16 protein-coding genes are annotated in these 14,447 nt (G+C 55.3%); 15 read left to right on the top strand and 1 reads right to left on the bottom strand.

The window, feature by feature from the left end; translation table 11 throughout:
- The first annotated feature begins 446 nt into the window (after positions 1 to 446).
- Positions 447 to 1,406, top strand: coding sequence for a 23S rRNA pseudouridine(955/2504/2580) synthase RluC (gene rluC / locus GS12_RS04065; protein ID WP_034944182.1), 960 nt, complete (start codon positions 447 to 449; stop codon positions 1,404 to 1,406).
- 13 nt (positions 1,407 to 1,419) lie between these two features.
- Here rluC and GS12_RS04060 read toward each other — a convergent pair whose 3' ends face one another.
- Complete coding sequence (locus GS12_RS04060) at positions 1,420 to 2,010, bottom strand: Maf family protein (RefSeq protein ID WP_034944159.1); 591 nt, start codon at positions 2,008 to 2,010, stop codon at positions 1,420 to 1,422.
- 143 nt (positions 2,011 to 2,153) lie between these two features.
- Between GS12_RS04060 and yceD the strand changes: the two genes are divergently transcribed.
- The 14 genes from yceD (at position 2,154) to ptsG (ending at position 14,422) form a co-directional block, all read left to right on the top strand.
- On the top strand, positions 2,154 to 2,675 hold the full coding sequence (yceD, locus tag GS12_RS04055; protein WP_034914079.1) for a 23S rRNA accumulation protein YceD: 522 nt from the start codon (positions 2,154 to 2,156) through the stop codon (positions 2,673 to 2,675).
- A gap of 14 nt (positions 2,676 to 2,689) precedes the next feature.
- Positions 2,690 to 2,860, top strand: a complete 171-nt coding sequence (gene rpmF, locus GS12_RS04050; protein ID WP_016192161.1) for a 50S ribosomal protein L32 — start codon at positions 2,690 to 2,692, stop codon at positions 2,858 to 2,860.
- 26 nt (positions 2,861 to 2,886) lie between these two features.
- Complete coding sequence (gene plsX / locus GS12_RS04045) at positions 2,887 to 3,921, top strand: phosphate acyltransferase PlsX (protein ID WP_034914083.1); 1,035 nt, start codon at positions 2,887 to 2,889, stop codon at positions 3,919 to 3,921.
- A 6-nt stretch (positions 3,922 to 3,927) separates the two neighbouring features.
- Positions 3,928 to 4,881 (top strand): beta-ketoacyl-ACP synthase III, encoded by a 954-nt coding sequence (locus tag GS12_RS04040; RefSeq protein WP_034914086.1) that lies wholly within the window; start codon positions 3,928 to 3,930, stop codon positions 4,879 to 4,881.
- 16 nt (positions 4,882 to 4,897) lie between these two features.
- On the top strand, positions 4,898 to 5,821 hold the full coding sequence (gene fabD / locus GS12_RS04035) for an ACP S-malonyltransferase (RefSeq protein WP_034914087.1): 924 nt from the start codon (positions 4,898 to 4,900) through the stop codon (positions 5,819 to 5,821).
- A 20-nt stretch (positions 5,822 to 5,841) separates the two neighbouring features.
- Positions 5,842 to 6,576, top strand: a complete 735-nt coding sequence (gene fabG / locus GS12_RS04030) for a 3-oxoacyl-ACP reductase FabG (RefSeq protein ID WP_034914089.1) — start codon at positions 5,842 to 5,844, stop codon at positions 6,574 to 6,576.
- A gap of 154 nt (positions 6,577 to 6,730) precedes the next feature.
- Complete coding sequence (gene acpP / locus GS12_RS04025) at positions 6,731 to 6,967, top strand: acyl carrier protein (protein ID WP_004157115.1); 237 nt, start codon at positions 6,731 to 6,733, stop codon at positions 6,965 to 6,967.
- Between the two features lie 83 nt (positions 6,968 to 7,050).
- Positions 7,051 to 8,292, top strand: coding sequence for a beta-ketoacyl-ACP synthase II (gene fabF, locus GS12_RS04020; RefSeq protein WP_034914090.1), 1,242 nt, complete (start codon positions 7,051 to 7,053; stop codon positions 8,290 to 8,292).
- A gap of 153 nt (positions 8,293 to 8,445) precedes the next feature.
- Positions 8,446 to 9,261: an aminodeoxychorismate lyase gene (pabC, locus tag GS12_RS04015; RefSeq protein ID WP_034944156.1), complete on the top strand. Its 816-nt coding sequence runs from the start codon at positions 8,446 to 8,448 to the stop codon at positions 9,259 to 9,261.
- Positions 9,258 to 10,277 (top strand): endolytic transglycosylase MltG, encoded by a 1,020-nt coding sequence (mltG, locus tag GS12_RS04010; protein WP_034944153.1) that lies wholly within the window; start codon positions 9,258 to 9,260, stop codon positions 10,275 to 10,277. Before pabC ends, mltG begins: the two co-directional genes overlap by 4 nt.
- Positions 10,267 to 10,899 carry a dTMP kinase gene (gene tmk, locus GS12_RS04005; protein ID WP_034944150.1) on the top strand — a complete coding sequence of 211 codons (633 nt, stop codon included), beginning with the start codon at positions 10,267 to 10,269 and terminating at the stop codon, positions 10,897 to 10,899. The genes mltG and tmk overlap by 11 nt, the downstream gene beginning before the upstream one ends.
- Positions 10,896 to 11,888 (top strand): DNA polymerase III subunit delta', encoded by a 993-nt coding sequence (gene holB, locus GS12_RS04000; RefSeq protein WP_034944147.1) that lies wholly within the window; start codon positions 10,896 to 10,898, stop codon positions 11,886 to 11,888. Before tmk ends, holB begins: the two co-directional genes overlap by 4 nt.
- 18 nt (positions 11,889 to 11,906) lie before the next feature.
- Entirely contained in the window at positions 11,907 to 12,701 is a 795-nt protein-coding gene (locus GS12_RS03995; protein ID WP_034944144.1) for a metal-dependent hydrolase, read from the top strand.
- A gap of 287 nt (positions 12,702 to 12,988) precedes the next feature.
- Positions 12,989 to 14,422, top strand: a complete 1,434-nt coding sequence (ptsG, locus tag GS12_RS03990; protein ID WP_034944141.1) for a PTS glucose transporter subunit IIBC — start codon at positions 12,989 to 12,991, stop codon at positions 14,420 to 14,422.
- The last annotated feature ends 25 nt before the right edge of the window (positions 14,423 to 14,447 follow it).

The raw sequence follows: 14,447 nt of genomic DNA, 5'->3' as shown, positions 1-14,447 counted from the left end.
CAGAGTGAACCAATCCCGTCTTATCGTCCAGGCCGCAACCCGCAGCCCGCTAAATGCCTGATTGCACAATACGTCTTACGCCATTGCTGCGTGTATGAGCTATCCGGCAAAATCGTGTATTACTTTTCATTCTGCCTTACAAAAGCCATATGGCGTGGACTGTTTTCGTCCATCACCTGAAGAGGCTTTCTCCTGTACAGAACGTATTTCATGCTTCACACGTTATATACGTAGAACATTCGCATTATTCCATTGCTAAGCTTGTGATAGCAAGGTGACTTTTCCTGCTCTGTGAACTTTATTCCAGCTTTCGGCATAACCTGCGTTATCTGCAACCAAACTGCCTGAATATCGGACACAAAAAAGCATGAAAGCGCCATCGATAATCAGTTAAGCACATAAAAAGAAGTGGCGCTATGATAGCGCCCTATTTAGAATCGCCGACCATGAAAACCATGACTCCAGCCGTACGCACCGTTACCGTCACAGCCGATGAGGCCGGACAACGCATTGATAATTTTTTACGCACGCAGCTTAAAGGCGTGCCCAAGAGCATGATTTACCGTATTTTGCGCAAAGGCGAAGTGCGCGTAAATAAAGGGCGTATCAAGCCGGAATATAAGCTACAGGCCGGTGATGAAGTCCGCATTCCGCCCGTTCGCGTCGCCGAACGGGAAGACGCCGCCGTCTCGCCGAAGCTGGACAAAGTCGCCGCGCTGTCCGCAGCCATTCTCTATGAAGATGACTATCTGCTGGTGATGAATAAACCCTCCGGCACCGCGGTTCACGGCGGAAGCGGGCTGAGCTTTGGCGTCATTGAAGGACTGCGGGCGTTACGACCGGAGGCGCGCTTCCTTGAGCTGGTGCATCGTCTCGATCGCGATACCTCCGGCATTTTGCTGGTCGCAAAAAAGCGATCGGCGCTGCGCTCGCTGCATGAACAGCTGCGCGAAAAGGGCATGCAAAAGGATTATCTGGCGCTGGTGCGCGGGCAGTGGCCTTCGCATGTGAAAAGCGTTCAGGCGCCGCTGCTGAAAAACACGCTGCAAAGCGGCGAGCGGGTGGTGCGGGTGAGCAGCGAAGGCAAGCCTTCCGAGACGCGCTTCAAAGTCGAAGAGCGTTATGCGTTCGCCACGCTGGTCAAGGCCAGCCCGGTGACCGGCCGCACGCACCAGATTCGCGTGCATACCCTGCATGCCGGACATCCTATTGCTTATGACGATCGTTACGGCGAGCGCGATTTTGACGCGCAGCTGGCGGCGACCGGCCTGAAAAGACTCTTCCTGCATGCGGCGGCACTGACCTTTACCCATCCCGGCAGCGGCGAAGTCATGCGCGTTGAAGCACCGCTGGATGCCGGACTGAAGCGTTGTCTGGAAGCCTTGCGCAACGCTCAGGGAGGCTGAATGTCAGGGTGAGCTAAACGCCATACACAAGCGGATTAACCTCCCTTTCACGCAGCATCTCACCCAGAGCGATGAGGGGCAGGCCCACCAGCGCATTAGGATCACGCCCTGTCAGGCGTTCAAAAAGCATAATGCCCAATCCTTCGCTTTTGAAACTGCCCGCGCAGCCGAACGGCTTTTCTGCCGCAACGTAGCGGGCAATCTCCTGTTCGGTGAGAGGGCGAAAATCCACCTGGAAAGGCTCACAGGTCACGCTTAGCTGCTGCGTACGGCTGTCCAACAGCGCCAGACCGGTATAAAAGATAACGCTGTTGCCACTGGCGGCGCGCAGTTGCGCCCTTGCGTTCTCCTCATTATGGGGTTTGCCGGTAATATTACCGTTGAGCACGCATACCTGGTCAGAACCAATAATCAGATGATCCGGGAAGCGGTCGCGCAGCGCAGCTGCTTTCGCTGTCGCCAGGCGCCTGACCAGCGCCTCTGCGCTCTCGTGCGTCCTGGCGGACTCATCAACCTCGGGTGATGCGGTCACAAAAGGCATACCCAGTTTCTCCAGCAGCATCTTGCGGAAGGGCGAGGTAGAAGCCAGTACCAGTCGGGACATAAATTTTTCCAAATAGTGATAGCGAATTAATAACGTGCATTTTAAACTGTGCGCCGCATCGAATGCGAATAATGGGTGAAAGATGCCGTTTTCCGGCCTTTTTCTTTGACTCCATGTCGTTACAAAGTTAATATGCGCGCCCTATGCAAAAGGTAAAATTACCCTTAACTCTCGATCCGTTTCGCACCGCGCAGAAACGCCTGGACTATCAGGGCGTTTATCTGCCTGAACAGGTGGAACGCGTTGCCGAATCGGTCGTGAGTGTGGACAGTGATGTTGAGTGTTCGATGTCGTTCGCCATTGACAACCAGCGTTTAGCAGTACTGAACGGTACTGCGGCGGTTTCCGTGACGCTTAATTGTCAGCGCTGCGGCAAAGATTTCCCGCATCATGTCCAGGTGAAGTATTGCTTCAGTCCGGTCGCCAGTGACGACCAGGCAGAAGCGCTACCGGAAGCCTACGAGCCGGTCGACGTTAACGAATTCGGTGAAATCGATCTGCTGGCGGTGGTTGAAGATGAAATTATCCTCGCTCTGCCTGTAGTTCCGGTGCATGATTCTGAACACTGTGAAGTGTCCGAGGCGGACATGGTCTTTGGCAAATTGCCGCCTGAGGCGGAAAAACCAAACCCATTTGCCGTATTAGCCAGTTTAAAGCATAAGTAATAGGAGTAAGGTCCATGGCCGTACAACAGAATAAACCAACCCGTTCTAAACGTGGCATGCGTCGCTCTCACGATGCGCTGACCACCACCACTCTTTCCGTAGATAAAGTTTCTGGCGAAACGCATCTGCGTCACCACATCACTGCGGATGGTTACTACCGCGGTCGCAAGGTCATCACTAAGTAATTCCTGCGGAACAGCGCGGCAATACTTTGACAAGGTTGACCCTGGCGATTGATGCCATGGGCGGGGATTTCGGTCCCCGCATTACAGTGCCTGCTGCCTTGCAGGCACTGGCTTCGCATCCGCATCTGCAACTCCTTCTGGTCGGCGATCCCGACAAAATTACGTCATTTCTTGCAAAAGCTGATTCAGCGACTTTGGCACGTCTGGAAATTATCCCTGCCGAGTCAGTTATTGCCAGTGATGCTAAACCCTCGCAGGCCATTCGCCACAGCCGCGGCACGTCTATGCGTCTGGCGCTGGAGATGGTAAAAGAGGGGCGGGCGCAGTCCTGCATCAGCGCGGGCAATACCGGCGCGCTGATGGGGCTGTCCAAACTTTTATTGAAGCCGCTTGCGGGCATTGAGCGTCCGGCCTTGATGACCGTACTGCCGCATCAGCAAAAGGGTAAAACGGTCGTGCTGGATTTAGGCGCGAACGTGCAGGCGGATAGCGCTATGCTGGTACAGTTCGCCGTGATGGGCGCGGTGATGGCCGAAGAAGTACTGACCATCAGCCAGCCCCGTGTCGCGCTGCTGAATATTGGTCACGAAGAGACCAAAGGCGTAAGCAGTATCCATGATGCGGCGGCAGTGCTGCGAGAATCACCTGAAATTAACTATATTGGATACCTTGAAGGCAACGATCTTCTTACCGGTAAAACGGACGTGCTCGTGTGTGACGGTTTCAGCGGCAATGTGGCGCTGAAAACGATGGAGGGAGTGGTAAGAATGTTTCTTTCGCTGCTGAAATCGCAGAGTGAAGGGAAAAAAAGGGCATGGTGGCTGTCGATGCTGGGGCGTGTGATAAAAAAACGCCTTAACAAACGCTTCGGTCACCTTAATCCCGACCAGTATAACGGGGCCTGCCTGTTAGGATTACGCGATACCGTGATAAAAAGTCACGGCGCGGCCAATGAGCGCGCTTTTTTGGCCGCCATAGAACAGGCAGAGCAGGCGGTGCGGCGGCAGGTTCCTGAGCGAATTGCCGCCCGCCTTCAGGCTGTATTACCTAAAAGTGACTAAGCGTACATGTATACGAAAATTCTCGGTACGGGCAGCTATTTGCCCGAACAGGTGCGGACTAACGCCGATCTGGAAAAAATGGTAGAGACATCGGACGAGTGGATTGTCACCCGAACCGGCATTCGTGAACGCCGCATCGCCGCGCCAGAGGAAACGGTCGCGTCAATGGGGTTCCGCGCCGCTGAGAAAGCGCTGGAAATGTCCGCCGTTGATAAAAACGATATCGGGCTGATCATCGTTGCCACCACTTCATCCAGCCATGCGTTCCCCAGCTCGGCCTGCATGGTTCAGCATCTGCTGGGCATCAAAGATGCAATCTCCTTCGATCTTGCTGCGGCCTGCGCCGGTTTTACCTACGCGCTTAGCGTGGCCGATCAGTACATTAAAAATGGCGTGGTAAAAAACGCGCTGGTGGTGGGTTCAGACGTGTTGGCGAGGATGCTTGACCCGGAAGATCGCGGCACAATCATTCTGTTTGGCGATGCCGCAGGAGCCGCAGTATTGGGCGCCAGCGAAGAGCAGGGTATTATCTCCACGCATCTTCACGCCGACGGCAGCTACGGCCAACTTCTCACCCTCAGCTATCAGGATCGTCAGAATCAGGCGCAGCCTTCTTACGTCACCATGGCGGGTAATGAAGTCTTTAAAGTGGCGGTAACAGAGCTTGCCCATATCGTCGAAGAAACCCTTCAGGCGAATAATCTTGAGCGCGAGGCGATTGACTGGCTGGTGCCGCATCAGGCGAACCTGCGCATTATCAGCGCCACGGCACGCAAGCTGGGCATGGAGATGGATAAAGTGGTGGTGACGCTTGATCGTCACGGTAACACCTCTGCCGCTTCCGTTCCCTGCGCGCTGGATGAAGCGGTGCGCGACGGACGCATTCAGCGCGGTCAGCTGCTGCTGCTTGAAGCGTTTGGCGGTGGCTTCACCTGGGGATCGGCGCTGGTTCGTTTTTGATTCAAAGGAAAAAACAATGACGCAATTTGCAATGGTTTTCCCCGGACAGGGCTCGCAGACGGTGGGCATGCTGGCCGAGCTGGCGAAAGAGTACTCGTTGGTTGAAAAAACGTTCGCTGAGGCTTCTGACGCGCTGGGTTATGATCTCTGGGCGCTGGTGCAGAACGGCCCGACAGAAGAGCTGAATAAAACCTGGCAGACCCAGCCTGCGCTGCTCGCCGCCTCTGTTGCTATTTTCCGCGTTTGGCAGGAAAAAGGCGGCAAAGCGCCGGCAATGCTGGCAGGTCACAGCCTGGGCGAGTATAGTGCGCTGGTTTGCGCTGGCGTCCTCGATTTTACCGATGCCGTTAAACTGGTTGAACTGCGTGGCAAACTGATGCAGGAAGCGGTGCCGGAAGGAACGGGCGCCATGCAGGCCATTATTGGTCTTGACGATGACGCCATCGCCAAAGCGTGCGAAGACGCCGCGCAGGGCGAGGTGGTTTCGCCGGTGAATTACAACTCGCCGGGTCAGGTGGTGATCGCAGGTAACAAAGAAGCCGTTGAGCGTGCGGGCGCGGCGTGTAAAGCCGCAGGCGCTAAACGTGCGCTGCCGCTGCCGGTGAGCGTGCCTTCTCATTGCGCGCTCATGAAGCCCGCAGCGGATAAGCTGGCGAAGGCGCTTGAAGAACTGACCTTCAATGCACCGGCTATTCCGGTGGTCAACAACGTTGACGTCAAATGCGAAACCTCTGCGGAAGCCATTCGCAGCGCGTTAATCCGCCAGCTTTATAGTCCTGTTCGCTGGACGGGATGCGTGGAATACATGGCTGCGCAGGGCGTCACATCGCTGTTAGAAGTTGGGCCGGGTAAGGTTCTGACCGGACTGACTAAACGTATCGTCGACAGCCTGACCGCCAGTGCCGTTAACGATCCGGTCAGCCTGTCTGCGGCGCTTTAACTGTCAGAAGAGGATGAAGGATGAGCTTTGAAGGAAAAATCGCGCTGGTTACCGGCGCAAGCCGTGGGATCGGCCGTGCTATCGCTGAAACACTGGTGGCGCGCGGCGCAAAAGTGATCGGTACAGCGACCAGCCAGAGCGGCGCTGATGCGATTAGCGCTTATCTCGGCGACCGCGGTAAAGGGATGTTGCTGAACGTCACCGACGCGGCGTCTATTGAGAGCGTGCTTACCACCCTTCGCGCCGAATTTGGCGAAGTGGACATTTTAGTGAATAATGCCGGCATCACGCGTGATAATCTGCTGATGCGCATGAAAGACGATGAGTGGGAGGATATCCTTAACACTAATCTGACTTCCGTTTTCCGCCTGTCAAAAGCGGTAATGCGCGCTATGATGAAAAAACGCGTGGGCCGAATTATTACCATCGGTTCCGTTGTAGGAACCATGGGTAATGCGGGGCAGGCAAACTACGCGGCAGCAAAAGCGGGTTTGATTGGCTTCAGCAAGTCACTGGCGCGCGAAGTTGCGTCACGTGGTATTACCGTTAACGTTGTGGCGCCTGGTTTCATTGAAACCGACATGACGCGTGCGCTGAATGAAGATCAGCGTACGGCCATTCTGGCGGAAGTGCCAGCGGGTCGCCTCGGCGATGCGCAGGAAATCGCCAACGCCGTAGCATTTTTAGCCTCTGACGAGGCAGCGTACATCACTGGTGAGACGCTGCATGTCAACGGCGGAATGTATATGGTCTGACGATCGCGAAAATAATTTGCGTTATTTGCGGTAAAACCCGCAAAATAGCGTAAAATCGTGGTTCGACCAGCGGGTATTTAGTTGCATCTTTTTCAACATTTTATACACTACGAAAACCATCGCGAAAGCGAGTTTTGATAGGAAATTTAATAGTATGAGCACTATCGAAGAACGCGTTAAGAAAATCATTGGTGAGCAGCTTGGCGTTAAGCAGGAAGAAGTTGTTAACACTGCTTCTTTTGTAGAAGATCTGGGCGCTGATTCTCTTGATACCGTTGAGCTGGTAATGGCTCTGGAAGAAGAGTTCGACACTGAGATTCCAGACGAAGAAGCTGAGAAAATCACTACCGTTCAGGCAGCGATTGACTACATCAATGGTCATCAGGCTTAAGTGAACATCTCCAGGCGGTCGCCCGACCGCCTGCGTTTTTTTTGATTGCACCGTACCAATTTCCCTCTCTCTGGAGGACGAACGTGTCTAAGCGTCGTGTAGTTGTGACTGGTCTTGGCATGTTGTCTCCTGTCGGCAATACCGTAGAGTCTACATGGACTGCTCTTCTTGCCGGTCAGAGTGGCATCAGCCCGATTGAATATTTTGATACCAGCGCCTACGCAACGCGTTTCGCTGGCTTAGTAAAAGATTTTGACTGTGAAGAGTACATTTCGCGCAAAGATCAGCGCAAAATGGATCTCTTTATTCAGTATGGAGTTGTCGCTGGCATTCAGGCCATGCGGGATTCTGGCCTGGTCATTACCGACGAAAACGCCGATCGCATCGGCGCCGCGATTGGTTCCGGCATTGGCGGTTTAGGTCTTATTGAGGAAAACAACGCAGCGCTGGTAAACGGCGGGCCGCGTAAAATCAGCCCATTCTTCGTTCCTTCTACCATTGTGAACATGATTGCCGGACATCTGACAATTATGTACGGCATGAAGGGGCCCAGCATTGCCATCTCGACCGCCTGTACCACCGGCGTACACAATATCGGCCAGGCAGCGCGTATGATCGCCTATGACGATGCCGATGTGATGCTGGCAGGCGGCGCGGAAAAAGGCAGTACCCCACTGGGTATTGGCGGCTTTGGCGCAGCGCGCGCCCTCTCAACGCGTAACGATAATCCGCAGGCGGCGAGCCGTCCGTGGGATAAAGATCGTGACGGCTTTGTGTTGGGCGATGGCGCAGGGATCGTGGTGCTTGAAGAGTACGAGCATGCTAAAAGGCGCGGTGCGAAAATTTATGCCGAGCTGGTTGGTTTTGGCATGAGCAGCGATGCTTACCATATGACTTCGCCACCGGAAAACGGTGCGGGCGCGGCTCTGGCGATGGTCAATGCCCTGAAGGACGCCCGGCTTTCGCCAGAAAAAATCGGCTATATTAACGCGCATGGTACTTCGACGCCTGCCGGTGACAAAGCTGAAACCCAGGCGGTTAAAGCGGTATTTGGCGCCAGCGCAATGGACGTTATGGTGAGTTCCACGAAATCGATGACCGGTCACCTGCTGGGTGCCGCTGGCGCGGTTGAGGCGATCTACTCCATTCTGGCGCTGCGTGACCAGGCGATCCCGCCGACGATCAACCTGGACAATCCGGATGAAGGTTGCGATCTGGATTTCGTGCCGCATACGGCGCGTCAGGTCAGCGGTCTGGAGTACACGCTCTGTAACTCCTTTGGCTTCGGCGGCACAAACGGATCGTTGATTTTCCGTAAAGTCTGAGTTCTGCGCCGTTGCCACTCAAGGCCCGCCCTTCGCGGGCCTTTTTCATATTCACCGTTTAACTTCACCGCAGCATGAAGCTCTTAAGGCGCCAGACAAACTCAGCATCACAGGGAATACGCTTCCCGGTAGGTAAAATTTCAGGGAGAAAAAATGGCCTGGATCAATGGTAAGTCTCAGGACTGGCTCACGGCATCCGATCGCGCCGTACAGTTTGGTGATGGCTGTTTCACCACGGCACGCGTCCTTAACGGTGCCATTATTGCTCTTGACGCGCATCTGGTGCGGCTACAGGCAGGCTGTCAGCGCCTGCGCATCGCGGACGTGGACTGGTCAACGCTGCAAAAAGAGATGCGCGAGGTCGCCGCGCCGTGCAGCGATGGCGTAATAAAAGTCATCATCTCGCGCGGGCAGGGCGGCAGAGGTTACAGCCCGGCAGGTTGCCGGCAACCCACGCGTCTCCTCTCCCTCTCTCCCTATCCTGCACATTATCATACGCTCAGGCAGCGAGGCTGCCGGCTGGCATTGAGTTCGGTGCGGCTGGCGCGCACTCCGCTGCTGGCGGGGATCAAACATCTCAACCGGCTTGAACAGGTTTTGATCCGCGCAGAGCTTGAACAGAGCGATGCCGACGAGGCGCTGGTGCTTGACACTGAAGGTTCGCTGGTGGAATGCTGTGCCGCGAACCTGTTCTGGCGTCGGAACAATGACGTTTTTACGCCGGATCTCAGCCATTCAGGCGTTGAGGGCATTCAGCGACAGCAGGTAATACGGCTGCTGAAAGCGCAGGGCGTGACCACGCATATCGTCACTGCGCCGCCTGAAATTCTTGCTGATGCGGACGAAGTAATCATAACCAATGCACTCATGCCCGTGCTGCCGGTTAATCAGATTGAAACGTGGCGTTACAGTAGTCGCCAGCTATTCGATCAACTTGCCGCCACTGCGAATAACATGGATATTTCATGACATCACAGCGAAAATTTATTATCGGAACGATCTTTATCGTACTGGCCGTTATTGCCTTTAGCGCGTGGCAAATTCGACAGCTTGCCGGTTCCCCACTCGCCATAACGAAAGAGACGATCTTTACGCTGCCTGCCGGTTCTGGCCGCGTAGTGCTGGAGGCAGAGCTTAACCGGCAGCATATTATTCCGCAGACCATCTGGTTTGGCTGGCTGCTCAGGATGGAACCGGAACTGGCAAAATTCAAAGCGGGTACCTATCGTTTCACGCCGGGCATGACCGTGCGTCAGATGCTGATGCTGTTGGCCAGCGGCAGAGAGGCACAGTTCCCGGTGCGCTTTATCGAAGGATCGCGGATGCGCGACTGGCTGGCGACGCTGCGATCTGCGCCTTACGTTCGCCACACTTTGCCGGATGATCAACTGCGTTCCGTCGCCGAAGCGTTAAAGCTTGATGAGGCGGACGTAGAAGGCTGGTTTTATCCCGATACCTACTCGTACACCGCCAATACCACTGATGTTGCGCTCCTGAAGCGGGCGAACGAGCGCATGGTAAAAATGGTTGACGGCTTGTGGCAGCAGAAGGCGGAAGGCCTGCCTTATAAAGACAAAAACGATCTGGTCACCATGGCCTCAATTGTTGAAAAAGAGACGGCGCTGGCGGAGGAACGCAGTAAAGTCGCCTCGGTGTTTATTAATCGCCTGCGGCTTGGCATGCGTCTTCAGACCGACCCGACGGTGATTTATGGTATGGGCGAAAACTATACCGGCACGCTTGTGCGCAAAGATCTGGAGACGTCGAGCGCCTATAATACCTATATTATTGCTGGCCTGCCGCCGGGCCCGATAGCGATGCCAGGCAAGGCTTCGCTGGAAGCCGCAGCGCACCCGCTCAAAACGGATTTCCTTTACTTTGTCGCTAACGGCGAAGGCGGACATACATTTACGACCAATCTCGCCAGCCATAATCGTGCGGTACAGGCATGGCGGCAGGCCGTCAGGGAAAAAAATGAACGGTAAATTTATTGTTATCGAAGGGCTGGAAGGCGCGGGTAAAACCACCGCTCGCGATCGGGTAGTGGATGCGCTTCATCTGCATGGTATTCACGATATTGTCTATACCAGAGAGCCGGGCGGTACGCCGCTGGCGGAAAAACTGCGCGATCTGATTAAACAGGGCATCGCCGATGAGCAGGTCACGGACAAGGCGGAACTGCTGATGCTGTACGCGGCGCGCGTGCAGTTGGTTGAAAACGTGATCAAACCCGCCCTCAATCGCGGGGCGTGGGTGGTTGGCGACAGGCACGATCTCTCCTCGCAGGCCTATCAGGGCGGCGGGCGAGGCATGGATACCGAACTGATGCATCAGCTCAGACAAAGCGTACTGGGCGATTTTTCACCCGATCTGACGCTCTATCTCGACGTCACACCGGAGATCGGTCTTCGGCGCGCCCGCGAGCGCGGTGAACTTGACCGCATTGAGCAGGAGTCGCTGAACTTCTTTATACGTACGCGCGAGCGCTATCTCGCCCTCGCCGCAGACGACGCCCGCATAAAAACCATTGACGCCACGCAGCCGCTGGAGAGCGTCGCCGCTGCAATAGCAGAGACGCTCTCTGCCTGGCTGCGGGAACAGGCATGAACTGGTATCCCTGGCTTAACCAGCCTTACCGGCAGCTCATCGGCCAGCATCAGGCAGGACGAGGGCACCATGCTGTATTGATCCACGCGCTGCCCGGTATGGGCGACGCCTCGCTGGTGTGGGGGATCGGCCGCTGGCTGATGTGCCAGCAGCGTGACGGCCTGAAAAGCTGTGGACGCTGTCACGCCTGTCAGCTTATGCAGGCGCATACCCATCCAGACTGGTATGCGCTTTCGCCGGAAAAAGGCAAAAGTGCGCTGGGTATTGATGCGGTGCGTAGCGTGACCGAAAAGCTGTATCACCATGCACAGCAGGGCGGAGCAAAAGTGGTCTGGTTGCCGGATGCCGGACAGCTGACAGAAGCGGCGGCAAACGCACTGCTGAAAACGCTGGAAGAGCCGCCAAAAAATACCTGGTTTATGCTGTGTAGTGCTCAGCCTGCCGCGCTGTTGGCAACGATACGCAGCCGCTGTCAGAATCTGCATCTGGCGCCTCCGGCAGAGAATCAAAGCCTGCTCTGGCTGCAAAAACAGTTGAGCGGCGCCGTTGAGACGGATTGCATCACGGCGTTGCGTCTGAGCGGCGGCGCGCCTGCGGCAGCGCTGGCATTACTGGATGAAAAAAGCTGGAACGCGCGGAAGGCGCTGTGCGATGCGCTGCCCGACGCGCTTCGGGGCGATATACTCGGCCTGATGCCTGTTCTTAATCATGATGATGCAGCGCAGCGCGTCGGCTGGCTCTGTGCGCTGCTGGTTGATGCGCTTAAGTGGCAGCAGGGCGGTGGACAATTTATTACTAACGTTGATCGGCAGGCGCTGATTGCTGATATGGCGATGCGGCTGCCGGGCAGCGCATTAGATGAAAGCGTGCGTGGCTGGATGACCTGCCGCCATCGCCTGCTTACCGTGATAGCGGTTAATCGCGAACTGCTTCTGACCGATCGGCTGCTGGCGTGGGAGCAGATGCTGCACGCCTCTTCAGTGATCTAAACGATTCCGGGAATTATTATGTTTTTAGTCGATTCACACTGCCATCTTGATGGCCTGGATTATGAAACGCAGCATAAGGATGTGGCTGATGTGCTGGCAAAGGCTGCTGCGCGTGATGTGAAATTTATGCTTGCGGTGGCAACGACGCTGCCCGGTTATCGCGCCATGACGCAGCTTCTGGCAGATTATGACAATGTTGCCTGGTCATGCGGCGTGCATCCGCTCAATCAGGATGCACCTTACGATTTTGCCGAGTTACGGCAGCTTGCTGCGGACGATCGCGTGGTTGCGCTGGGAGAAACCGGGCTGGATTATCACTATCAGCCAGAGACGAAGGCGCAGCAGCAGGCTTCTTTCCGTGAGCATATTCGCACGGGACGCGCGCTCAATAAGCCGGTAATTGTGCACACGCGGGAGGCACGTGAAGATACGCTGGCCATCCTGAAAGAGGAGCAGGTTGAAGGGTGCGGCGGCGTGCTGCACTGCTTTACGGAAGATCGTGCTACGGCAGAAAAACTGCTTGATTACGGCATGTATATCTCTTTCTCCGGTATTGTTACCTTTCGCAATGCGGAAACCATTCGCGACGCCGCGCGCTATGTGCCACTGGACAGAATTCTGATAGAGACCGATTCACCTTATCTGGCGCCGGTGCCAAACCGTGGCAAGCCGAATCAGCCTGCCTGGACGCGTGACGTCGCAGAGTATATGGCCGTCCTTAAAGGCGTTTCCGTTGAGGAGCTGGCGCAAACGACCACCCGGAACTTCTCGCAGCTTTTTCATGTCCCGATGGACAGGTTAACCGAACGCTAATAATTTTATTACTCGTAATAATCTCTTTTAACGCATAGAGTGCATCGCCGCAATCATGGCGCGATGCGCTTTTCTGCGGTTGGAATTGGCGCTTTTCGCCGGTTAATTACGCAGGCGAGCAGGATCAGCGAAGGAAACGTGATTGTTGTCAAACTAATTGCAGGCTATTTATTTTAGACTTCGTAATAAATACCGAGAGCGCATCAGCGCTCCATCGGCGTCGGGTCTCCCCCTGACGCCGCGCGCATCGCGCGTTAAAACGCATTCATACTCAGGAGTTTCTCATTATGTTTAAAAACGCATTTGCAAACCTGCAAAAGGTCGGTAAATCGCTGATGCTGCCGGTATCGGTTCTGCCGATTGCCGGTATTTTACTGGGCGTAGGTTCCGCTAATTTTAGCTGGCTGCCGCTGGTTGTTTCGCATGTCATGGCCGAGGCGGGTGGGTCGGTCTTCGCCAATATGCCGCTGATCTTTGCTATCGGCGTGGCACTGGGCTTTACCAATAACGACGGGGTTTCGGCGCTGGCAGCCGTGGTAGCTTACGGCATCATGGTGAAAACCATGGCAGTCGTTGCGCCGCTGGTGCTGCACATCACGGCCGCCGAAATTGAAGCCAAACATCTGGCGGATACCGGCGTGCTGGGCGGCATTATCGCAGGTTCCATCGCAGCATATATGTTCAACCGTTTTTACCGCATCAGGCTGCCTGAATACATGGGCTTTTTTGCCGGTAAACGCTTCGTGCCGATTATTTCAGGCCTGGCCGCCATCTTTTTGGGCGTGATCCTCTCCTTTGTGTGGCCGCCGATTGGCACCGCCATTCAGGAATTTTCCCAGTGGGCAGCCTATCAGAATCCGGTAGTGGCTTTTGGCCTGTATGGTCTGATTGAACGTTCGCTGGTGCCCTTCGGTCTGCATCACATCTGGAATGTGCCTTTCCAGATGCAGATTGGCGAGTTCACCAACGCGGCGGGTCAGGTTTTCCACGGTGATATTCCTCGCTATATGGCAGGCGATCCTACCGCAGGCAAACTGTCCGGCGGCTTCCTGTTTAAAATGTACGGTCTGCCAGCGGCTGCTATTGCTATCTGGCACTCTGCAAAGCCGGAAAACCGCGCCAAAGTGGGCGGTATCATGATCTCCGCAGCGCTGACCGCTTTCCTGACCGGCATCACTGAGCCGATTGAGTTCTCATTTATGTTTGTGGCGCCGGTGCTCTATGCCATCCACATTTTGCTGGCGGGTCTGGCGTTCCCCATCTGTATTCTGCTGGGCATGCGTGACGGCACCAGCTTCTCGCATGGCCTGATCGACTTTGTGGTACTGAGCGGTAACAGCAGTAAAATCTGGCTGTTCCCGATTGTCGGTATCCTGTATGGGCTGATTTACTACAGCCTGTTCCGTCTGGTCATCGTTAAATTCAACCTGAAAACACCGGGTCGGGAAGAGACGAGCAGTGCGCAGACCACCGGTTCTTCTAATGAAATGGCAGGCAACCTGGTGGCCGCCTTCGGTGGAAAAGAGAACATCACCAATCTTGATGCCTGCATTACGCGTCTGCGCGTCAGCGTGGCGGACGTGACTAAAGTGGATCAGGCTGGCCTGAAACAGCTTGGTGCGGCGGGCGTTGTCGTGGCGGGCTCCGGCGTTCAGGCGATTTTCGGGACCAAATCCGATAACCTGAAAACGGATATGGATGACTATATCCGCAACAGCTGATCGCCATTGCTGAAATGAAAGGGGA

Source organism: Erwinia oleae, from assembly GCF_000770305.1.
Taxonomy (GTDB): Bacteria; Pseudomonadota; Gammaproteobacteria; order Enterobacterales; family Enterobacteriaceae; genus Erwinia; species Erwinia oleae.
This window is presented reverse-complemented; position numbering and strand designations above follow the sequence as displayed.

Excerpts from the sequence above, each read along its gene's own strand:
- rluC (WP_034944182.1), top strand. The coding sequence starts at position 447 with ATGAAAACCATGACTCCAGCCGTACGCACCGTTACCGTCACAGCCGAT.
- GS12_RS04060 (WP_034944159.1), bottom strand. The coding sequence starts at position 2,010 with ATGTCCCGACTGGTACTGGCTTCTACCTCGCCCTTCCGCAAGATGCTG.
- yceD (WP_034914079.1), top strand. The coding sequence starts at position 2,154 with ATGCAAAAGGTAAAATTACCCTTAACTCTCGATCCGTTTCGCACCGCG.
- rpmF (WP_016192161.1), top strand. The coding sequence starts at position 2,690 with ATGGCCGTACAACAGAATAAACCAACCCGTTCTAAACGTGGCATGCGT.
- GS12_RS04040 (WP_034914086.1), top strand. The coding sequence starts at position 3,928 with ATGTATACGAAAATTCTCGGTACGGGCAGCTATTTGCCCGAACAGGTG.
- fabD (WP_034914087.1), top strand. The coding sequence starts at position 4,898 with ATGACGCAATTTGCAATGGTTTTCCCCGGACAGGGCTCGCAGACGGTG.
- fabG (WP_034914089.1), top strand. The coding sequence starts at position 5,842 with ATGAGCTTTGAAGGAAAAATCGCGCTGGTTACCGGCGCAAGCCGTGGG.
- acpP (WP_004157115.1), top strand. The coding sequence starts at position 6,731 with ATGAGCACTATCGAAGAACGCGTTAAGAAAATCATTGGTGAGCAGCTT.
- pabC (WP_034944156.1), top strand. The coding sequence starts at position 8,446 with ATGGCCTGGATCAATGGTAAGTCTCAGGACTGGCTCACGGCATCCGAT.
- mltG (WP_034944153.1), top strand. The coding sequence starts at position 9,258 with ATGACATCACAGCGAAAATTTATTATCGGAACGATCTTTATCGTACTG.
- tmk (WP_034944150.1), top strand. The coding sequence starts at position 10,267 with ATGAACGGTAAATTTATTGTTATCGAAGGGCTGGAAGGCGCGGGTAAA.
- holB (WP_034944147.1), top strand. The coding sequence starts at position 10,896 with ATGAACTGGTATCCCTGGCTTAACCAGCCTTACCGGCAGCTCATCGGC.
- GS12_RS03995 (WP_034944144.1), top strand. The coding sequence starts at position 11,907 with ATGTTTTTAGTCGATTCACACTGCCATCTTGATGGCCTGGATTATGAA.
- ptsG (WP_034944141.1), top strand. The coding sequence starts at position 12,989 with ATGTTTAAAAACGCATTTGCAAACCTGCAAAAGGTCGGTAAATCGCTG.